General features: G+C 60.1%; 24 protein-coding genes. 6 read left to right on the top strand and 18 right to left on the bottom strand.

Annotated elements, in window-relative coordinates; genetic code table 11:
- Positions 1–201: 201 nt before the first annotated feature.
- Positions 202–1,143: a DUF2336 domain-containing protein gene (locus JZX89_RS27605; protein ID WP_210348674.1), complete on the top strand. Its 942-nt coding sequence runs from the start codon at positions 202–204 to the stop codon at positions 1,141–1,143.
- A gap of 23 nt (positions 1,144–1,166) precedes the next feature.
- Here the strand turns inward: JZX89_RS27605 and JZX89_RS27600 are convergent, their stop codons facing one another.
- The 3 genes from JZX89_RS27600 to JZX89_RS27590 form a co-directional block, all read right to left on the bottom strand.
- Positions 1,167–1,520 (bottom strand): DUF1491 family protein, encoded by a 354-nt coding sequence (locus tag JZX89_RS27600; protein ID WP_207136032.1) that lies wholly within the window; start codon positions 1,518–1,520, stop codon positions 1,167–1,169.
- A 284-nt stretch (positions 1,521–1,804) separates the two neighbouring features.
- The gene (locus JZX89_RS27595) at positions 1,805–2,719 is read right to left on the bottom strand and encodes a peptidoglycan-binding domain-containing protein (protein ID WP_207136031.1); all 915 of its coding nucleotides are present in this window, start codon (positions 2,717–2,719) and stop codon (positions 1,805–1,807) included.
- Entirely contained in the window at positions 2,691–4,220 is a 1,530-nt protein-coding gene (locus tag JZX89_RS27590) for a sensor histidine kinase (protein ID WP_174372881.1), read from the bottom strand. Before JZX89_RS27590 ends, JZX89_RS27595 begins: the two co-directional genes overlap by 29 nt.
- Before the next feature lie 485 nt (positions 4,221–4,705).
- Here JZX89_RS27590 and JZX89_RS27585 point away from each other — a divergent pair, with 485 nt between their 5' ends.
- Both JZX89_RS27585 and JZX89_RS27580 read left to right on the top strand, forming a co-directional pair.
- Positions 4,706–5,131 (top strand): DUF5330 domain-containing protein, encoded by a 426-nt coding sequence (locus tag JZX89_RS27585; RefSeq protein WP_207136030.1) that lies wholly within the window; start codon positions 4,706–4,708, stop codon positions 5,129–5,131.
- Between the two features lie 192 nt (positions 5,132–5,323).
- Positions 5,324–5,740: a SufE family protein gene (locus JZX89_RS27580; RefSeq protein ID WP_149898854.1), complete on the top strand. Its 417-nt coding sequence runs from the start codon at positions 5,324–5,326 to the stop codon at positions 5,738–5,740.
- Between the two features lie 3 nt (positions 5,741–5,743).
- On the opposite strand, the gene JZX89_RS27575 is transcribed toward JZX89_RS27580, so the two are convergent.
- From JZX89_RS27575 to JZX89_RS27530, 10 genes are all read right to left on the bottom strand, one after another.
- Positions 5,744–6,604: a DUF6456 domain-containing protein gene (locus JZX89_RS27575; RefSeq protein ID WP_207136029.1), complete on the bottom strand. Its 861-nt coding sequence runs from the start codon at positions 6,602–6,604 to the stop codon at positions 5,744–5,746.
- A complete protein-coding gene (locus JZX89_RS27570) occupies positions 6,597–7,034 on the bottom strand; it encodes a helix-turn-helix domain-containing protein (RefSeq protein WP_207136028.1) in 438 nt (145 codons plus the stop codon). Before JZX89_RS27570 ends, JZX89_RS27575 begins: the two co-directional genes overlap by 8 nt.
- Before the next feature lie 407 nt (positions 7,035–7,441).
- Complete coding sequence (gene ros / locus JZX89_RS27565; protein ID WP_003512037.1) at positions 7,442–7,870, bottom strand: MucR family transcriptional regulator Ros; 429 nt, start codon at positions 7,868–7,870, stop codon at positions 7,442–7,444.
- 433 nt (positions 7,871–8,303) lie between these two features.
- The gene (gene mnhG, locus JZX89_RS27560; RefSeq protein WP_149898851.1) at positions 8,304–8,636 is read right to left on the bottom strand and encodes a monovalent cation/H(+) antiporter subunit G; all 333 of its coding nucleotides are present in this window, start codon (positions 8,634–8,636) and stop codon (positions 8,304–8,306) included.
- Entirely contained in the window at positions 8,633–9,019 is a 387-nt protein-coding gene (locus tag JZX89_RS27555) for a cation:proton antiporter (protein ID WP_207136027.1), read from the bottom strand. Before JZX89_RS27555 ends, mnhG begins: the two co-directional genes overlap by 4 nt.
- Positions 9,016–9,495, bottom strand: a complete 480-nt coding sequence (locus JZX89_RS27550; RefSeq protein WP_207136026.1) for a Na+/H+ antiporter subunit E — start codon at positions 9,493–9,495, stop codon at positions 9,016–9,018. The genes JZX89_RS27555 and JZX89_RS27550 overlap by 4 nt, the downstream gene beginning before the upstream one ends.
- On the bottom strand, positions 9,492–11,066 hold the full coding sequence (locus JZX89_RS27545; protein ID WP_207136025.1) for a Na+/H+ antiporter subunit D: 1,575 nt from the start codon (positions 11,064–11,066) through the stop codon (positions 9,492–9,494). Before JZX89_RS27545 ends, JZX89_RS27550 begins: the two co-directional genes overlap by 4 nt.
- 20 nt (positions 11,067–11,086) lie before the next feature.
- A complete protein-coding gene (locus tag JZX89_RS27540) occupies positions 11,087–11,464 on the bottom strand; it encodes a Na+/H+ antiporter subunit C (protein WP_142839358.1) in 378 nt (125 codons plus the stop codon).
- Positions 11,464–11,883, bottom strand: coding sequence for a Na+/H+ antiporter subunit B (locus JZX89_RS27535; protein ID WP_149898847.1), 420 nt, complete (start codon positions 11,881–11,883; stop codon positions 11,464–11,466). Before JZX89_RS27535 ends, JZX89_RS27540 begins: the two co-directional genes overlap by 1 nt.
- Entirely contained in the window at positions 11,880–14,249 is a 2,370-nt protein-coding gene (locus JZX89_RS27530; RefSeq protein ID WP_207136024.1) for a putative monovalent cation/H+ antiporter subunit A, read from the bottom strand. The genes JZX89_RS27535 and JZX89_RS27530 overlap by 4 nt, the downstream gene beginning before the upstream one ends.
- A gap of 227 nt (positions 14,250–14,476) precedes the next feature.
- On the opposite strand from JZX89_RS27530, the gene msrB reads away from it, so the two are divergent.
- Positions 14,477–14,884, top strand: a complete 408-nt coding sequence (gene msrB, locus JZX89_RS27525) for a peptide-methionine (R)-S-oxide reductase MsrB (RefSeq protein ID WP_149898845.1) — start codon at positions 14,477–14,479, stop codon at positions 14,882–14,884.
- 220 nt (positions 14,885–15,104) lie between these two features.
- Here msrB and JZX89_RS27520 read toward each other — a convergent pair whose 3' ends face one another.
- From JZX89_RS27520 to JZX89_RS27500, 5 genes are all read right to left on the bottom strand, one after another.
- The gene (locus tag JZX89_RS27520; protein WP_207136023.1) at positions 15,105–15,599 is read right to left on the bottom strand and encodes a GNAT family N-acetyltransferase; all 495 of its coding nucleotides are present in this window, start codon (positions 15,597–15,599) and stop codon (positions 15,105–15,107) included.
- A 122-nt stretch (positions 15,600–15,721) separates the two neighbouring features.
- Positions 15,722–16,390 (bottom strand): PAQR family membrane homeostasis protein TrhA, encoded by a 669-nt coding sequence (trhA, locus tag JZX89_RS27515; protein WP_149898843.1) that lies wholly within the window; start codon positions 16,388–16,390, stop codon positions 15,722–15,724.
- Positions 16,391–16,715: 325 nt separating this feature from the next.
- Positions 16,716–17,036 carry a TraR/DksA family transcriptional regulator gene (locus JZX89_RS27510; protein WP_174372890.1) on the bottom strand — a complete coding sequence of 107 codons (321 nt, stop codon included), beginning with the start codon at positions 17,034–17,036 and terminating at the stop codon, positions 16,716–16,718.
- Between the two features lie 60 nt (positions 17,037–17,096).
- Positions 17,097–17,507, bottom strand: a complete 411-nt coding sequence (locus JZX89_RS27505; protein ID WP_207136022.1) for a universal stress protein — start codon at positions 17,505–17,507, stop codon at positions 17,097–17,099.
- 48 nt (positions 17,508–17,555) lie between these two features.
- On the bottom strand, positions 17,556–17,804 hold the full coding sequence (locus JZX89_RS27500; protein WP_149898840.1) for a hypothetical protein: 249 nt from the start codon (positions 17,802–17,804) through the stop codon (positions 17,556–17,558).
- Between JZX89_RS27500 and JZX89_RS27495 the strand changes: the two genes are divergently transcribed.
- Complete coding sequence (locus JZX89_RS27495; protein ID WP_207136021.1) at positions 17,787–18,647, top strand: VOC family protein; 861 nt, start codon at positions 17,787–17,789, stop codon at positions 18,645–18,647. The genes JZX89_RS27500 and JZX89_RS27495 overlap by 18 nt on opposite strands.
- Positions 18,648–18,733: 86 nt before the next feature.
- Positions 18,734–19,918 (top strand): AI-2E family transporter, encoded by a 1,185-nt coding sequence (locus JZX89_RS27490; protein ID WP_207136020.1) that lies wholly within the window; start codon positions 18,734–18,736, stop codon positions 19,916–19,918.
- The last annotated feature ends 73 nt before the right edge of the window (positions 19,919–19,991 follow it).

Below are 19,991 nucleotides of genomic sequence, written 5' to 3'. Positions count from 1 at the left end.
TTTTTCCGTCATGAAGGTTTTAAAATTTCCTTGTTGATAGAGGCAGAATATCTCTTGCCACCCCCCATAGTTAACAGGACGTCAACGGATTTGCTCTAATTTGAGCCGATATTGTGTTTGCGTTTGTTGGGTAGTGCGTTGACCGACCGGTTTCGAGAACTTGAGAGGCCAAGAGCCATTAGGAAGAAAGATGTGGTGCTTATGGCCACGGTGACGAATTTCGAGTCTGTGTCCCATCCGTCAAAAACGGACCTCCGGCAATTCGCCGAGCTTTTCATGCCGCTTTTTAATGCCTCCACCGAGGAAGCCAAGCGCGAAGCGATCGCCGCGCTGTCGCAGCATCCGAGCGTGCCTTCGGCTGTCGCCTTCTTCATCGCCTGCCAGCCGATTTCGCTTGCTGCCCCCTTCCTTATCTCCTCGAAGTGCCTCACTGACGAGACGCTGATCACCATTGCGCGCACGCAGGGTGCCGCGCATGCCCGCGCCATCGTACGTCGCGACGACCTCTCCCCCACCGTCATCGATGCGCTGGTTGGCCTGCGGCATGCCGAAGATCTGAAGCGGCCGGATGAGCCGACGACTGCCGCCGAACCGCAGGTGGCAGCCGCAGCCGAACCGGAAGTGGCGGACGTGGCCATCCCTGAGACCACGGCGAAAATTGACGCCGCATCCGCGCTCGAAGAGGAAATGCGTCAGCGGATCAAGCAGATGGCGCATCATCTCAACCGCCCGGAAAGTGACGTGCTTGGCCTGCGCCGCCTGAGCGACGTGCAGGAAGCCCTGCTCGTGCGTTTCGCCCGTGAACGCAATGCACGGCAGTTTGCCATTGCGCTATCGGATTCGCTGTCATCCAGCTACTGGCTGTCGGAACGCATCATGCTCGATATTTCCGGCGCGCAGCTTGCGACCACGCTTACCGGGCTTGGCATGGAGTTTTCCGAAGCCGCCTTCGTCTTGCAATGCTTCTATCCGCATCTGGCCGCCACAGAGGGCGACATGAGCCGCGCCGAGGCCCTGCTCGACCGTCTCGACATCGTGGAGTCCGAAGAGCGGGTGGAAAGCTGGCGACGGGCGGATAGCTATACGCATGGCCGCGAGCGGCCGAGCCGTATTACCGTCGTTCCCCGCAAAACCGGGACGTGAAGGGGTAAACGGCCTTTGGCCGTCTAAGCCGGTGGCTGGTCCACCAGCGTCAACAAAGTGCCGATCTCATCCGTCTCGATCTCCACGATCCACAGATCGCTGTCGAAGCGCCGTTCCTTCTCCAGTAGGGCGGTGCTTTCCTCAGCCTCCGCACCGGCAAGGCGCGTTTCAAAACGGCGCTCGGCGCGGATTTCCTCGTCATCGGCGAAGCTTTGCGGCGCCGGTCCATAGAGGTTTTCACGGCCGTCGCGCAGGCGCTGGCGGATGAAGATCGCACCCGCCTCCTCCGCACCCTTCTTTTCGATGGCAGCAAATCCGCCGGCGGCGAAAACGCGGCGGATGAGGGCGGAGACGAAGATTTCGGATTTGAGGCGCATTGGTGGTGCTTTCGGTGGAAAGAGTGGGACGTGCTCTCGATGTTGGATTTGTCAACGGATTGAGGTGCGTGGGGTTTACCCCCCTCTGCTCTGCCGGGTATCTCCCCCTCAAGGGGGGAGATCGGCAAGACGCTCTACCGCCACTTCATTTTCAAGCTTTGCGATGGGCGAGATCTCGCCGCAGATCGATCTCCCCCCTTGAGGGGGAGATACCCGGCAGGGCAGAGGGGAGTGAGCCACACCCACTCCGGCCCGCCATCAACGAACCTCCTGAGGCTAAAACCTCAAAGCGCCCCGATCGACTTCAGTTTCTTCAGCACCACTTCGCTCGGCTCACCGGTTTCCGGCAGGCGATAGTGTTTTTCAAAAGCACGGATGGCGTTGCGGGTCTGCTGGCCGGCCACGCCGTCCACCTTCACGTCGGCATAGGCGATATTGATCAACCCCTGCTGAATCTTGGCAATCAGCGCGCTGCTTGCCGGCTTGGCAGCGGCAGTCGCGCTGTTGAGCGACACCGGCTCGGCCTTGGGGCGCGGCGCTTCCGCCTTGCGGATGGCGGCTGCGACCGGGTCGATTTCAACTCCGCCGCCGGTGTTGGTGTCGGACGGCCGGTCCTTTGGAATTGCCGCAACGGTGGCGCCGTCGATCCTGAGGGCTGCAAGCACCCGGGTCGTCGGCTCGCCGGTCTGTTCCATGCCAAGGGTTTCTTCGAAGAACATGATGGCGGCGGCGGTCTTCGGCCCCATGCGGCCATCCGCGTCGCCTTCGTAAAGCCCGCGTTTTTTGAGTTCGCCCTGAATATCGGCAACGATCTGCTGCGGTTTCTGGCTTTCGGCTGGCGGCAACGCCGCAGTCTCGGCGGCCGGTGGCTGCGTCGCTTCCGTCTCGGCCGGCCGCTCTATGCGAAAGGTGGTGACGTTGCCGTGGGTGCCTAGCGGCTCTGCGGGGCGATAACCGGCGATCCCGTTCGGGTTTTCCGCATCACGCGTGCGCAGGAAGGGAGACGGGTGAATGCCCGGCTGGTACCAGAGCGCATTGGCCGCAACGAAACCGAAGACGACCGCGAAGGCACCGCAGCCGCCAACCAGTTTCGGATGGCGCAGGACTTCGCGCCCGATGGCCGCAACCACCAAGGAAACAAACCCGGCGCCAATCTGGGCCGTTGTTTTCTTAGGCGATTTTCGCTTTCGCGGGGCCATCGTCACCATCCTTCTTCATAATCGCAGCCATTTCGCCGAGTTGACGGATGCGCGGCGGAAATTCCACCATGCATTCAGTTTCAGCGTCTTCGCCACCCGCCATGCCGGAACCATCGGCAGGCAACATGATTGTTACGACCGTCCCTTCGCCGGGCTGGCTGGCGATGACGAAGGTGCCGCCATGCAGTGCCACCAGCCCCTTGACCAGGGATAGTCCGAGACCCGTGCCCTCATAGCGACGGGTATATTCATTCTGAACCTGCATGAAGGGCTGGCCCAGCAGGTCAATCTTGTCGGCGGCGATGCCGATACCGGTATCGCTGACCGTCAGCTTCAGCATCTTGCCTTCGCGCGCCGCATCGATCGATACAACACCACCCGCATCGGTGAATTTTATGGCATTGCCGGCCAGATTGATCAGAACCTGGCGAATGGCGCGCTGGTCGGCGGAGATTTCGCCGATATTGCGCTGGATGCGGCTGGTCAAAGTCAGGCCTTTTTCCCTGGCCTGCAGACCAAGCATGGCCTCGCAGGAAGCGATGGTTTCGGAAATCGGGAAGCTTTCCATCAGCAGCTCGTAGCGGCCCGCTTCCAGCTTGCTCATATCCAGCATGGTGTTGACCACCGACAGGAGATGCGCGCCGGACTGGCGGATCAAGCCGACATATTCGCGCTGACGATCATTTTCCAGCCGGCCGAAATATTCGCCGGCCAGAATATCGGAAAAACCGAGGACGGCGTTGAGCGGCGTGCGCAGCTCGTGGCTGACGGCGGCAAGGAACCGTGACTTGGCGTCATTGGCCGATTCCGCCTCCGCCGCCTTGCGGGCGACATCGCGGCGCAGCAACTCCATCTCGGTGACATCGGAAAGCTGGGCGACGACGCGGCGCAGCCGGCCGGACGCGCTGCGGATCGCCGTCATTTCGATGCGCGCATGCATGAACTGCGCCGGGCGCGATTTCGCGCCGGTTTCAAACCGAAGCTCGGCGCTGGCCTTGTCCTCGCCCTGCCGCAAAAGATCAAAGGCCTGCATCAGTTCGATACGATCAGACACATAAACATATTCGGCAAAGACATGGTCTTTGCAGGCCTGAAGCTCGACCGGAAATTTCTCACGGTCACGACCGGAGACACGTTCGACCAGGCCGTTTTCATTGATGGTGAGCACGAGGCCCGGCACCTGCGATGCTGCGACAAGGTCGTCATCAGCCGCAGGAGCGGACGAGGATGCTACGCCACGCAGCGGCCGGGAAAAAGCAATCGACAGGGCGGCGGCGGATAGAAACAGCGCCAGCACCAGGGCAGCACCAATGGGCAGCGCGATGGCGGGGCTGAAGACGAGGCTGAAGAGGGCGGGCACAACCAGAAGGCCGACGGCACCGAAGGCAATCAGGCGGCGCAGGCGCGCAACGGTTCCGGCGCGCCTTTCGGCGTCCTCTTCCATACGCGCAAGCCATCTGCCCGCGGCATGGTCGACCAGTGCGACCGCTTTTTCTCTCATATTACGCAATACCAATACCGAATCCCTGAGGCGGATCTTATGGCCCCGACAATAGAAGGCGGCGGCTTAAGGAATGGATAAAAAGAATGGCCGCAAACGGCCTTCAAATGCGCCGCAGTCCCAATACGGGGCATTTATTCGAAGCTTTGCCAATCATGGTTAATGACGGGTAAGCGACGGATTTCGCTTCATTTTTGCCATCGTGTTAACCTTTGTGGCAAAGCGTGCCGCCGCTTTGCCCGGGAACGCGCGGGCTCTGTCGCAATTATGCTTAACATGGACTGTTAAAATGCGAATGAATTGATGGCGCACGTGCCGATGCGAGGAGAATAGATACAATTTGAATTAAATTGCGCCGCTTTTTGCAATTGGCTGTTCGCCGGTCGCCTGTAGCTTCTCCCCAAGCCCGAAAAACGGGACAAAGGCCAATGACCCGAAACCGGGCGGGGCTTCAAAACAAAGATCATCTGGCAGGGTGTCTGACAATGTGGTTTCTGATCAAAGGAACATTCTGGTTTTCGCTGGTGCTGGTGGCGCTGTCCTATTTCGGTAGCTACAACGACCCCACCAAGGAACCTTCGGCATTCGATCTTCCCAGCGCCGTTTCGGCCGCCGGTGAGGCCTATCGTTATGTCAGCGCCATCTGCATTGAAAAACCCGACGTCTGCATCAAGGGTGCGGAAACCTTCCATGCGCTGGGTGAGCGGGCAAAGGAAGGCGCCAAGGTCGCCTATGAACTGCTCGACGCGCAGCTTGCCGCCGGAGACAAAATCGCTCCCGCCACGCAGATCGTCGCCGAGACCGAAAAACTGGCCGAAGCCCCGGCCATCAGCGTCGAATTTCCCGGGAATACCGACATGCTGAAGACCGGCACCGTCATTCCCCTGCCGCAGAAGCGCCCTGCCCCCTGATATTTCGCGGTCGCGCCTCGCCGCACCGCCCCTTCCTCGCAGCCGGATATGTCCGTCTGCTTGACTGCCTGCCAGACTTGCCCACGGAAACCTGTTTTCCGTGGGCTTTTTCATGGCCAGATGGTTCAAAACCGTCCGCACTTGCCCTATATCGTAGCCAAGATATGCAATAGTGGACGATACGGCGCGCAAATGGCCTCTCTCGAAACGATCCTTGATGACTTCGCCTTCCTCGACGACTGGGAGGATCGCTATCGTTATGTCATCGAACTGGGCAAGGCGCTGCCCGATCTGCCGGAAGACAAGCGCACCGCTGAAAACAAGGTGCAGGGTTGCGCCAGCCAGGTCTGGCTCGTCAGCCATAGCGACGGTGCGGAAGACCCTCTCATGACCTTCGAGGGCGATTCCGATGCGCATATCGTGCGCGGCCTCGTTGCCATCGTCCTTGCCGTCTATTCCGGTAAAAAGGCCTCCGAAATCGCTGGTCTCGATGCCATCCAGGTGTTCGACAAGATCGGGCTGGTGGAACATCTCTCTTCGCAGCGCGCCAATGGCCTGCGCTCCATGGTCAAGCGCATCCGCGAAGAAGCCAGGCTGCTGGCCGCCTGATCTTCAGCCCGCGATGATGGACGGGCGATAATCGTCATCCCCCCAATGGTGGCTTGCTCTTTTTGAGCGGTTGGCCTGAGGCACGTAATGCCGGGCAAGCGACAGGAGTGCGGCGCGCAGCAGCAGTTTTGCCGACCGCGCCGGCCATTGCCGCTCCCGCTCCACCGTTTCCAGACCCTTTTCGAAACAGCAGATATCGATGGCGACGCCCGACAGTTCCGGCCCCATCGCATCCGCCGCACGGGAAAACCGCACACGTGCGGCCATCGCAGCCTCGGTGAGATCGAGCGCGCCGCCCGCCTCCCCCTTTGTTCGCTTCGCAATTCGCGGTTCCCATGTCGCGGTGACCCTGGGGTTGAGATGCGCGCGGTGAAAATCAGCGGCGAGACGTTCTCCCGCCTGTAAGGCGTCAGCCGGAAAGAAGGCCGTGCCGTCCCGCTCCTTCAGGCGAGACAGGCTGGTCAAAGGCGAGGTTTTGAGGTTGTGCCGGGCGGGCTGCCTGCCCTCGCCGACATCCACGATCACCGTCTGCACATCCCGGTGCTGCTCCTGAAAAATCTCGTCGCGATCCTTCGCGATCGCGCGCCTCAGATAGGCCGAGAGCGGCGCTGCGGCTAAAAGCGTGTCGCCCTGCCGGACGACCAGACCCGATGCGACGGCAAGCCTCACCGTCGCTGCCGGGAATCGCGATCTCTCACGCCCTTCCCTCTCTTTCCCTGCCCCTTCTTTCGCTGCACTAGCCCGCCGCAATACCATTTCGCCACCCTCTTCCAACGCTTCAGCCGCGCCAGCCGCGATAAAACGCACCAGCCGGAAGAGAACAGGATCGGGGCGAGCGATGGGTGTCTGTTTCGCCTCACTCATCGCGAACACCCCTCATCACGTTGAAAATGCTGCCGGTCAGCCGTTCCAGCGCAGCGACGAATTCGTCAAAGGCGGGCTCGTCACGTCGATCCTCAACCACCTGGCAGGCATGGCCGACCGTGGTTCTGTCCCTGCCGAAACAGGGGCCGATATCTGACATGGCAATGCCGAGCTGCACATGGCACACATACATGGCGATCTGACGGATATGGCATTCGCTGCGCCGCCTGTCGCGGTGCCCGGACAAGCGGGGGCCGGCCAAACGCTCACCGGTCAATTGCACCATTTCGGCTGTCAATTGCCGGACCAGCCGGCAGATGCGGGAAATCTCCTCCCGCCCGGCAGCCGGTGGCCAGCCGCGGAAATGACGATCGGTAACCGGCGCGCATGGCCGCGCGGCGACAGACAGGGGCGATGTATCCGACGGCATATGCAACTCCTCTACGAATAGGAATTAATTCATACACCTGAGGACAGCCGTGGGGAAGCGTGAATTTGACGAGGAAGAATATATCCTTGATATAGCTTTATTTTTGCAGAAATGACGCAAGCGATAAAGGATTTTTTTCCTCACTAAAGATTCAACGCGACAATAAAAAAGCCGGTCGATGGACCGGCTGGGTATTCATGTGACGGTAAAGACAGCTTCAAAGGGAGCGTGTGGAGCGGGCGGGCTCCGCTTGCCGCCTTCTCCCCGCCGGGGAGAAGGTCGCGGCAGCGGGTTGAGGGGGTAAGGGTAGAGATATGCGGAGAGCTAGCCCCCTCAACCGGCCCTTCGGGCCACCTTCTCCCCGGCGGGGAGAAGAAACACACCCCCCCGCAGACCCATCGTTGCGATTAGCGGTTGGCCTTGCGGCGCTGGCCGAGACCCATTTCCTTGGCGAGCCGCGAGCGGGCTTCGGCATAGGCGGGCGCAACCATCGGATAATCGACCGGCAGGTCCCATTTTTCGCGGTATTCTTCCGGTGTCATGCTGTGATGCGTCGTGAGGTGGCGCTTGAGCGACTTGAACGAACCGCCGCATTCCAAACAGACGATATGATCGTCCTGAACCGACTTGCGAACCGAGACGGCAGGCTTCTGCTTTTCAACATTGACCGCCACCGATGCCGGGGCCGAGGTGCCGCTGAGTGCCGTGTGAACATCCGAAATAAGGCCGGGAAGCTCTGTAACCGGAACGACGTGGTTGCTAACATAGGCAGCCACAATATCCGCCGTCAGTTCGACCAGCAGATCCTGGGCGTTACCGTATGCAGTTTCCGTCATTTAAGTATCTCCTGTTTATTTATCTCCGGAAGCGGGCGAACGCCGCTTCGAGCGATGTGAAGTTACCCGGTGCCCCACCTTCGCCTTGTTGAAACCAACGTGAAATCTACCCCTAGATTTCAAGCGAAAACCGGAAACGTATTGATCCGAGATTCAACTTATGGCCCGCGACATGGGCAGCAATGGTCTGATGGACCATAGATTAGACATTAATAAAATGTCTATGCCGACTATGAAGAGGCTAGATGCAAATCGCGATTAGCAACTTTACACTTAATTTGGATAACAGCAAAACAGCAAAAGTCAAATTCCTATTATGAATTTTTCAGTTCAAAACAGTCTAATCGCAATACAAAAAATTACGGGTAATAAAATACTATGCCAAGTAGCAATTGAAAATGAACACCCCCTATTATTGGGGGGGATTTCAACTTCAAATTTTCTTGAGGTCATCAACTACCGATTTAACATGAAGCGGATAACCTGCCTTATGCGCGGCCATGGCAAGAAGATGCGCCGAGACCGGTGCTGTCAGAATGAAGAAGAAGAAACCGGCGAGTGCCCGTGCCAGCGTCGACATATCCATGGAATGAATGCCCACGGCCAGAAGCAGCAGCCCGGACCCCACCGTCCCCGCCTTGGAGGCCGCATGCATGCGGGTATAGACATCAGGCAGGCGATTGAGCCCGATTGCGGCGATCAGTGAAAAGGCGGCTCCCGAGACCGTCAGCGCCGCAACGAGGATAGCAACAAGCCAGCCGATCATTTTCCGCCCTTTCTTTTTCCGCCAACCTTCTGATTTTTTGACATTTTTTCAATGTCTTCCGACACCCTTTCGCCATCCAGCACCGCCTTCGACTTTCGCCCGCCGTCTGCGCCGCGCGCCAACACGAAACGGGCAAAGGCCACCGTTGCCAGAAAACCGACAAGCCCGAGCGCAATCGCGATATCGACATAAAGGGTGAAGCCGGTGCGGATGGCGATGACCGCGATGAATCCGATGGCGATGCCGACCAGCATGTCCAGCGCGACGATCCGGTCCGGCAGGGTCGGCCCGATGACAACACGATATACTGTCAGCAGGAAGGCTGCCGAGAGTACAACCGAGGCAAGTATAGTTGCAAATGAAACTATTTGTTCCGGCGTCATTGCTGAAACGCCTCCATGATCTTTTTTTCAAAGCCGTTGCGGATGTCGTTCCTCGCGGCTTCGATATCGCTGCAATCGATGGCGTGGACGTAGAGCGTCTTTCTATCCTCGGATACATCGACCGAAAGCGTGCCGGGGGTGAGCGTGATGAGATTGGCGAGCAGCGTGATCTGGAAGTCCGTCGTCACCGTCAACGGATAGGCGAAGATGCCGGGCTGCACGTCGAGCTTCGGCCGCGTCACCAGCACCGCCACCTTCCAGGCCGACAGCGCCAGTTCCTTGAAGAACAGCAGCCCGAGCGACAGTATCCGCGTCAGCCGCAGCCAGTGATTGTTGCCCCTGGGCATCTGATGACGGATAAGCCCGAGCGCCAGTGCCGAGACGATGACGCCGAAGACGATATTCGCCGGCGTGACGCTGCCGGTTATGGCAAGCCAGATGGCGAGGAACATCGACAGGACGATATAGAGGCTCATGGTTTGCCTCCCTCGGGAAAGACCGACTGGATATAGGCCTGGGGATCACCCAGCCCCACTGCTGCCTGCTGGCTGAGACTGAGCAGGCTTTCCGGAAACAGGCCGAAAAATACCACCAGCAAGGTCAGTCCGACCAGCGGTACGACGGAGGGGAGCGCCTGAGAGGGCGGTGCCGGTGATGGCGGCTGGCCTGCCAACGTCGCCGGGCGCCAGAAACACAAAAGGAAAATCCGTCCGAAGGCGATGGTAGCGATGAAACCTGAAACGAGAATGGCGGCGGCGAGCCACCATGCGCCGATATCGATCGCCGATTTGACCAGCACCGCCTTCGGCCAGAAGCCGGAAAAAGGCGGCAGGCCGGAACCGGCGAAAAACAGCGCCAGCGCCAGCGCCGAAAACCATGGGGCCTGCCGGTAAAGGCCACTCAGCGCCGTCAGACTAAAGCCGCCGCCGAGGCGGGCGGCATGGCCGGCGGCAAGATAAAGCGCTGTCATCAGCACCATGGAATGCAGCGCGTAAAAGAACGCGCCCGACACGCCCGACGGCGTGCCGATGGCGATGCCGGCCATCATGTAGCCGATGCCTGAAATGACGATGTAACCGAGCATGCGGCGGATATCGTTCTGGGCGAGTGCGCCCATCGCCCCCAGCACCATGGTCAGGGCCGCCGAGATGGCGATGACGATGCTCAGTTCCTCACGCTCGACCGGAAACAGCATGACCATGACGCGTAGCAGCGAATAGATGCCGACTTTGGTCAGCAGGCCGCCGAACAGGGCGGACACGACGATGCGTGGCGTGTGATAGGAGGCGGGCAACCAGAAATTCACCGGAAAGGCCGCCGCCTTCATGGCGAAGGCGAGCGCGAAGAGGCTGGCGAGCGTCATCAGCGGCGCGGTGCCGCGCAGGACGTTCGCCTTCAGCGCGATATCGGCCATGTTGAGCGTGCCGAAGATGGCATAGAGATAACCGACCGTGATCAGGAACAGCGTGGTGCCGATAAGGTTCAAGATGGCGTATTTCAACGCCCCGTCGATCTGTTCGCGCGTCGAGCCGAGCACGATGAGACCGAAGGACGAGATCAGCAGCACCTCGAACCAGACATAGAGGTTGAACAGATCGCCCGTCAGAAAGGCACCGGTGACACCCGCCATCAGCAGCATCAGGAACGGATAAAAACCGTAGCGCCTGCCGCTGGCGTCGATATCGCTGGCGGCATGGATGGCGCCCGCAAGCGCTACGATGGCAGCAGCAAGCGACAGCAGCGCGCCGGTGAGATCAGCGGTAAAGGCGATACCGAAAGGCGGCAGCCAGCGGCCCATGACCATGGTGAACGGGCCTTGCGTCGCGACCTTCCACAAAAGTGCTGCATCGAGCACCACGAGCAGGAAGAGCGCCGCGATGGCAACGGCGGCATGGTGGCGGATGGCGTGGCGCATCATCATCAGCACCGCGCCCGCGCCGATGCAGAGCGCGACCGGCAGGATGATCAGCCAGTCGGACAGCGGCACGGGCGCCATGACGAGTGCTGCGGAAAGATCGGTAACTGCGGAAGGGGTGGATGAAGCCATGTGTCTGAAGCCCTGCCCGCTCAATAACCGAGCGGCGGCATAGGCTCGCCGGCCGGTTCTGCGGTGCGCATTTCGTCCGTGTCGTCGGTCTGCAATTCCTGGAACGCACGCCAGGTCAGCACCAGAAGGAAACAGAAGAAGGAAAAGGAAATGACGATTGCCGTGAGGATCAGCGCCTGCGGCAGCGGATTGGCAGCACCCGCCGGCAGCGTATCCATGCCGGCCGGAATGATCGCCGGTACTTCGCGCGTCAGCCTGCCGGCGGTGAACAGCAACAGATTGACCGCATTACCGAGAATGGCGATGCCGAGCAGCATGCGGATGCTGTGTCGCGACAGCATGAGATAGATCGCCACCGAAAAGAAGATGCCGACGAGAATGGAGAAGACCGCTTCCATCAGTCGCTTTCCCTTTCTTCCAGTGCCAGCGCAATGGAGGTGATGGCGCCGACCACGACGAGGTAAACGCCGATATCGAAGGACATGACGGTGGAAAGCGGCACCTCGACGCCGAACAGGCTCGGATAGACCCAGAGCCCGGTCATGAAGGGCACGCCTGCGGCCATCGACACGACACCGGACAACATCGCCATCAGCAACCCTGCTCCGGCGATGGCGAGCGGATGAAACACGATGGCGCGTCTGACCGCCGCCACACCATAAGCGATGCCATAGATTGCCAGCGCCGAGACCGCGACCAATCCGCCAATGAAACCGCCGCCCGGCTCGTTATGGCCTCGCAGCAGCACGAAGATGGAAAACAGCACCATGAGGCTGGTGACAACGGGGGCGACGGTGCGCAGGATCAACGTATTCATGCCCGTGCTCCCTTCTTTTTCGCCGTTTTCGCCGGTCCCTTGACGGCGGCGGCCGGGCGGATGCGGATGAGCGCGAGGATGGCAAGGCCGGTGATCATCACCACCGCGATTTCGCCCAGCGTATCCGTGCCGCGGAAATCGACGATGATGACGTTCACGACATTGGCGCCGTGGGCGATGACCTTGGAATAGGTGTTGTAGAAGTCCGTCAGGCGGTTGTCGAAGCTCGCCTCCGTCGCCCGCATCAGGAACAGGGCAAAGCCGGTTCCGCAGGCAATGGCGATGGTGCTGTCCAAGAGCTTCTGGCCAAGCCCGCGATGGTCCGACGGCGACAGGCGAAGCCGCGTCATGACCAGCGTCAGAATGACCACAGACAGCGTCTCGACCATGAACTGCGTAAACGACAGATCAGGCGCGCCGAACAGCAGGAAAATGACCGCCACGGCAAAGCCCTGAATGCCAAGCGCGATGATGGCGGTGAGCCGGCTGGATGCCGTCAGCACCGCAAGAAGCCCCACCACCGCGATGGCGATGAAGGTCAGTTCATGGATCTGCATATCGTGCGGCCAAGAGGGCATCGCCGGAAGTTCGCCGTAAAGAAATAGCGGCACAAGCAGCACGGCGGCGATGACGGCGAAGGTGGCGGTGACATAAAATTCCAGCCGGCCGGGCTGAATGAGCCGCGTGACGTGGAAGGAGATTTTCACCAGCGCGTCGATGAAGACATCGAAACCCCTGTCCGGCCCGGCTCCCAGCGCCTTGAACGTGCGGTCCATCAGGCCGCGGAGCGGGACAAGCTGCGTATAAAGGACGATACCGAGCGCGACCGTGAGCAGCGAAAGGCCGAGCGGCACGCCGATATGGGGAATGAGCGAGATTTCCACCGGACGCGGCTCACCGGCAATGGCGCTTGCCATGGGGATGGAGATGTAGAAATGCGCGATGCCGGAAAAGAGAGCGATGGTGAGCCCCTTCAGCGCCAGCAGCGCCGGGCCGAGCCAGAGCAGCAGCGGCCCCTCATGCGCATGTTTCGGCGTTTTCACCGGCTTGCCGAGGAAGGGTTTCAGCCCCACCGCAAAGGCGACGGCGAACATCAGCGCGTTGCCGAGAATGGCGATGCCGGTGAACAGCACGGCGCGCGGATTGCCATGCGCCAGCGCGTAATAAATCTCTTCCTTGGCGAGGAAACCGAAAAACGGCGGCAGGCCGGCCATGGAAAGCGCTGCGGCCAGCGCCGCTGCAAAGGTGATGGGCATGGCCTTGCGCAAGCCGCCAAGCTTCGTGACATCGCGCGTACCGGCCTCGTGGTCGATGATGCCGGCGACCATGAACAGCGCGCCCTTGAACAGCGAATGCGCCACCAGATAAAGCACCGCGGCTTCAATGGCATGGTCCGAACCGAAGCCCGTCAGCATGACCAGCAGGCCGAGCGACGAAACGGTGGTATAGGCAAGCATCAGCTTCAGATCGGTCTGGCGCACGGCCAGCAGCGCCCCGGTGAGCATCGTCAGCCCGCCGAAGAAGGGCAGCAGGATCTGCCAGGCAGCCGTGTCTCCGAGAACCGGGTTGAGACGCATCAAGAGATAGACGCCGGCCTTCACCATGGTTGCCGAATGCAGATAGGCCGAAACCGGTGTCGGTGCTTCCATGGCGTTCGGCAGCCAGAAATGGAAGGGAAACTGCGCCGATTTGGTGAAGGCGCCGCCGAGGACCAGAAGCAGTGCGGCGAGATAAAACGGGCTGTCGCGCAATATGTCGCCGCCGCGCACCAGCATCGACAGCTGCGTCATGCCGCTGATGTCCCAGATGAAGATCAGCCCGGCAAGCAGCAGCAAACCGCCGCCACCCGTCACCACCAGCGCCTGCAGGGCGGCGCGGCGCGAGGCGGCACGCTCGTGATCGAAGCCGATCAGCAGGAACGAGGTGATGGAGGTCAGTTCCCAGAAAACGAACAGCATCAGCAGGCTGTCGGAGACCACGACGCCCAGCATAGCCCCCATGAACAGAAGCAGGAACGACAGGAAACGGCCCTGCTGCGGATGGCCCTTCATGTAGCCGCCGGCATAAAGCACGATCAGCAGGCCGATGCCGGTGATCAGCAGCGCGAATGTCAGCGACAGGCCATCGATGAACCAGGAGAAACTGAGATTGAAGCTCGGCACCCAGGCATAACCGCCCGTCACCACACCGCCCGCCGCAATGTCAGGCAGCATCAGCGCGAAATGGACAAAGGCCAGCCCCGGCGCAAGCGCCAGCACCCAGGCGGCATTGTGCCCGAACCTCTTCACCAGCACCGGTGCGGCAAGCGCTGCCATAAACGGCAGAAACAGCGACAGGAATGTCAGCGGCGTGACATCTGGTGTCATTCACATCTCCCGGGGTGTCCCCCACACATCTGCCTGGGGTGTCCCCCACCCCTGCGCGCCAATGACTGGCGTTCTCTTTAAATCGATTTTTTCAGTTAAGGCATAGCTAAAGGCATCTCAACCCAAATCGACACTCCCGGCTCATAACGAACGCGTTATGACGGTCTGCCCTCTTTCAATCCGTGGCGGCGATGACTATTTCTGGCAGGAACAGAAAGGATCATTCCATGAGCGATCTGACGCCCCCCAAAGTCAACAAGAGCGATGCCGACTGGCGTGAACAACTGACGCCGGAGCAATATCACATTCTCCGCGAGCACGGCACAGAGCGCCCTTTTACCGGTCCCTATTGGAACTCGACCGAAAAAGGCCTCTACCGCTGCGCCGCCTGTGACGAGCCGCTATTCCTCTCCGACACCAAGTTCGATGCCGGCTGCGGCTGGCCGAGCTATTTCGAGCCGATCAAACCGGACGCGGTGACGGAACTGCGCGACGCCAGCCACGGCATGGTGCGTACCGAAATCCGCTGCGCCAATTGCGGCGGCCACCTCGGCCACGTTTTTCCGGACGGGCCGCCGCCGACCGGCCTGCGTTACTGTATCAACGGCCATTCGATGGTGTTTGAGCCGGTTTGAGGGGCTGAGAGTCTCTCACTCGACCGTATGTGGATCAAAACGGTGCCGCTTGTTTCTTCTCCCCGCCGGGGAGAAGGTGGCCCGAAGGGTCGGATGAGGGGGCAACGCCGACGATAGACCGAGAGCTTGCCCCCTCATCCCGCTGCCGCGGACTTCTCCCCGACGGGGAGAAGAACAACGCGGCGCCCGCTCGATATACAGGTGGCCTTCAGCTTTCAGCTCAGAGCTTCAGCTCCATACACGTCAGATCCAGCCAGCGGCCGAACTTGGTGCCGACTTCCGAAAACCTCCCGACAACCTTGAAACCGAGGCTTTCGTGCAGGCGGATGGAAGCGGTGTTTTCCGCTTCGATGGCGGCGATCAGCACATGCACGTCATTGCCGGAAGCGTGGTCGATCAGCGCCTGCATCAGCCGCTTGCCGATGCCGTGGCCGCGCGCGTCCTTGTGCACATAGACCGAATGTTCGCGGGTGTGGCGGTAACCGTCGAAGGCCCGCCAGTCGCCATAGGATGCGTAGCCGGCAACCTTGCCGTCAAGGATGGCGACGATGACCGGAAAGCCCCGCGCCTTGCGCGCAGCGAACCACTCCTTGCGATTTTCCAGATCGACCAGCACCTCGTTCCAGATCGCCGTCGTATTGACGACCGCATCATTGTAAATCTCCATGATGCCGGAGAGATCATCCACGGTCGCGTCACGCAGTTCCACGGTCATTATCCTTCGCCCTCGCTCATTGTGGAATACGCGCCGGCATGGTTGCGGTCGCGATCCCCACGAGCCTTAAGCGATGACGCCGCGGCCTGTCCAGTGTCTGCGGCGTGATAGGGGGAGACTGTTCAGGATGCCAGCGGAACAAGGCTGAAAGCGGTGACAACGGCGAAATAATGAATGGCGGCGGCGGTGACGACGAAACCGTGCCAGATGGCATTCTGGAAGCGCAGTTTTTCCCAGACATGGAAGATCACGCCAAGCGAATAGATGACGCCGCCGGCGACGATCAGCCAGAGCGTGACGGGAGCGAGATGCGACGACAGGGGCTCTACCACCATGATGCCGCTCCAGCCCATGGCGAGATAAAGGCCGATGGCCACCCGGTCGTATCGGCCGGGGAAGACACATTTGAGGAAGATACCACAAAGCGCGGTGAGCCAGATCAACCCCAGCATGGTGGCGATCAGCGGATCGTTGATGCCGCGCATCAGGAAGGGCGTATAGGTGGCGGCAATCAGGATGAAGATCGCCGAATGATCCAGCCGACGCAGGAACCATTTTACTCGGGAATGCGGCCAGATATTGTAAGTGAAGGACACGGAAAGACAGGCAACCAGACCGAAACCATAAATCCACGCGGCCGCAATCGCGCTCAGCGTACCCCAGACGGTGGCGTAAAAAATCAGCGCCGTGGCGCCGACCAGCGCAAAAACAATGCCGACGCCATGGACGATGCCATCTGCGACAATCTCGTGAAAATCATATTTGCGCCCGAACCGCCACAAATCACTCATAGTCCATTCCCGTCTGCGTGCTTCCATCAAAGCATGGAGACAATATTAGACAGGAACAAGACAGCAGCCGGTAACGTCGATCAAATTGCGTTCGAGGCTGTTGCGAAAGGAGAGGTGGCGTTTTGTTTGAGCCAGCAAGCGCCTGTGGAGCGAGCGGTTGCCGCCTGTTTCTTCTCCCCGAGGGGGAGAAGTCCGCGGCAGCGGGATGAGGGGGCGATATGCGGGGAGCTTGCCCCCTCATCCGACCCTTCGGGCCACCTTCTCCCCGGCGGGGAGAAGAAACTTGCCGTGATGTCGTGCCACCCAAGCCTTCACTTCCACCTTATCACAAAGCCGCAGCACATTCCTGACAGAACGGCGTATAGGGCACGGCCTTCAAACGGTCCTCCGAAATCGCCTTGCCGCATTTGACGCAGGTGCCGAAGGTGCCCCTGGTGATGCGGTCGAGCGCTGCGTCGATGGCGCGCAGCTCGTCCTGCCCCACCTGCCCCATCTCATCCAGCACCTCGTCATTGTTGCGCTCCGTGGCGCGTTCCTCGTCATCGGGATTGCGCGGCTGTTCGAAATCGGCCTCGATGCGGTGCAGGCGGCGATAAAGCTCACGCTGGCGGTCGCGCAGGATTTTCTCGTAACTCTCGACATTCATGGTGTTTTCCTCCAGCCGGTGCGGGCGGCCATTCGCCCGCAACCCTTTTTATGGCCGCTCTTACCGGTCGATCAGCACCGAGCATTTAGCGTGGCGCACCACGCGGTCGGCGGTGGCGCCGATGAAATAATTGCTGAAATCCGGCGTATGCGACGCGATGATGATGAGGTCCGCCTTGTGTTGCTCGGCGGCGGCGATGATTTCGCGCGCAGGCGCACCGCTGCGAATTTCCTGGCTGCCCTTGAAGCCGCTCTTCGCCTTGAGGTCCGCAAGCTTCGTCTTGGCATCCTTGATGGCGTTTTCAATAAGATCGACGGGCAGGTCGATCGCCATGTAGCCGGGCAGTTCCTCAACCACGTTGATGAGGACGATCTCGCCATCGGGGTCCAGCAGCGCCTTGGCTTTTGCGAGGATCTTTTCCCCCTTGTCGGTGGCGCTGAGGTCTACCGGTACGATGATCTTCTTGTACATGGCTGTCTCCTTTGGCTTATTCCGCCGTTTCGCGTGTCGTGCTCAAGCTCATATTTCCCTGCCATCGCTTGATCCGCCTTGATCGAAGTCAAGGCTGTGCCGGTCTAGCAACAGGGCATTGTCAACAAATAGTGAACGGTCAATCGCCATAAGGCGATCTTTGCTGAACGACAAAATCCGCCCATATTCACCACAGACAAACGCCGCAAAGCGGCGTCGGCCAATGCCGGTGACCGCCGATCCGCTTTCCGGCGCGTCATATTCAATATGGAGATTATGATGAGTGAAATCAAACAATTCGCCCTGACGCGGCCGGCCTATGTCGGGCAGGCTCATCTCGTCGTCCACGATCTGCCGCGCGTTTCGGATTTCTACCAGAAGATCATCGGTCTTTCGGTGCTTGAAAAGAGCCCAAGCGGCGAGGTTCTGGGCGTGAATGGCCAGCCGCTCTTGACGCTTTCCACCTCCAACACGGCGGAACGCGCGCCGCGCAATGCCGCCGGCCTGTTCCACACCGCCTTCCTGATGCCGAGCCGCGATGATCTGGCGCAATGGCTGGCGCATGCGGCGCATAACAACGTCCAGCTTCAGGGCGCGTCCGATCATCTGGTCAGCGAGGCGATCTACCTTGCCGACCCGGAAGGCAACGGTATCGAGGTCTATCGCGACCGCTCGCCAGAGGAATGGACATACCAGCAGGACGGCAAGGTGGAGATGGCGACGCTCGGCCTCAATCTTCAGGCGCTTTACGACAGCGCCCCGAAGACGGCCTTTACGGGTGCTGCGGACGGAACCGCGATCGGCCATATCCATCTGCAGGTCGGCAATATTCCGCAGGCGGATGAATTTTACCAGGGCGTGCTGGGTCTGAAGATCATGGCGCGGTATCCGGGCGCCAGCTTCTTCGGGTCGGGGGCCTATCATCATCATGTGGCGGCCAATATCTGGAACAGCCGGGGTGCTGCGGCGCGCAAGGACAATATGACGGGGCTTGCCGGTTACTCGCTGAAATTCAACGAGCCTGAAGCACTCGAAAAGGCTGTCACCGCGCTCGACCGACTGGAAATCGCGACCGAGCGGCAAAGCGATGGCATCGTTTTGAAAGACCCATGGGGCATCGGACTAAAGCTTTCCGCATAAACATAAAACGGGGCGGCCAAAAATTTGCGCCGCCCCGGAACCGCCATATTTTTCGAACGTTTGTCCCCTTATTGGGGGACCGTTCGATGAATGAAAATGCCAGACCGGACAAAACCGGTATTTTGGGCCATCACGTGGCCAGCACCGCAGCCGCGCCGGTGGCAAGGGCTGATCCGCTGGAAACCCCCGCCTCCGGTTCACGCCGCGACGATGCGCGTAGCCAGCAGCCGCTCGGCCGCGAAGCGCTTGATGTCGTTGTCGCCTGGTCGGTGATCGGCATCTTCCTCATCATGCTGATGGCGGTCATTCACGAATTGTCGCTCATCCTCATCCCCGTGGTGATGGCCATCGTGGTCGGCATGATCCTTGGCATCGCCGCCGAAAAACTCGGCTCCTATGGCATTCCCGGTTTCGGCGTCGCGCTCATTCTCTCCACGCTCGTGGCGGCGGTGATGTTCTTGGTGGTCAATTCGCTGAGCGAGCCGCTTTCCCTGCTCGCTTCGGAAGGGCCGGCGCTGGTGGAACGCAGCATCGACCGCTTCCTGCCCTATCTGCAAAGTCTCAGATGGCTGAATATTTCGGCGGCGAGTTTCAGCATGGGGTCGATGTCGATGGAATCGCTGATTTCGCGCAGCGGTGAGATCATTTCCGTGCTCGGCGCCAACATCACGCCCGCCGTCATTCAGGGGCTGATCTTCCTCGCCGCGCTGCTGATGTTTCTCTATAGCCGGTTGCGGCTGCGCAAGGCGATCATCATGGCCTTTCCGGCCCGCCACCAGCGGCTCAGGACCATCCGCATCATCGGCTCAGTGGAAGAAGTGCTTGGCACCTATTTCGCCACGGCAGCGCTGATCTATGCCGGGCTTGGCGTGACGATGGTGGTTATCGCCTATTTGGGCGGGTTGGCCATGCCGCTCCTCTGGGGGCTGTTCGCCTTTCTCTCCAGCTTCGTGCCGTTTCTCGGCATCACCGCCATGACGATATCGCTGACGGTGGCCGGCATCATCACCCATGACAACATGATTTTCGCACTCATGCCGGCGGCGATCTTCTTCACCATTCACCTGTTGATGGAAAACCTCGCCTTTCCGGCTGTCGTGGGCCGCAACATGGAGATCAACCCGTTCCTCGTCTTCGTGATGATCATCTTCTGGACGTGGATGTGGGGGGCGGCCGGCGCCATGCTGGCGCTGCCGCTGTCGCTGATTGCCATGACGGTGACGCGAGAACTGTTTCCCTCGCGCAAGGTGGTTCCCAAATTGCCGGATTGAGCGGCGGTTTTCTGGCCGGAAACGCGAAACCGCTCCAGATGTCGGTTTAAGGGGGTGTCAGTTGACGGCGGGC

It is taken from the genome of Agrobacterium burrii, from assembly GCF_017313405.1.
Classification (GTDB): Bacteria; Pseudomonadota; Alphaproteobacteria; order Rhizobiales; family Rhizobiaceae; genus Agrobacterium; species Agrobacterium burrii.
The sequence above is the reverse complement of the archived record's forward strand: the minus strand, read 5'-3'. Positions and strand labels throughout refer to the sequence as shown.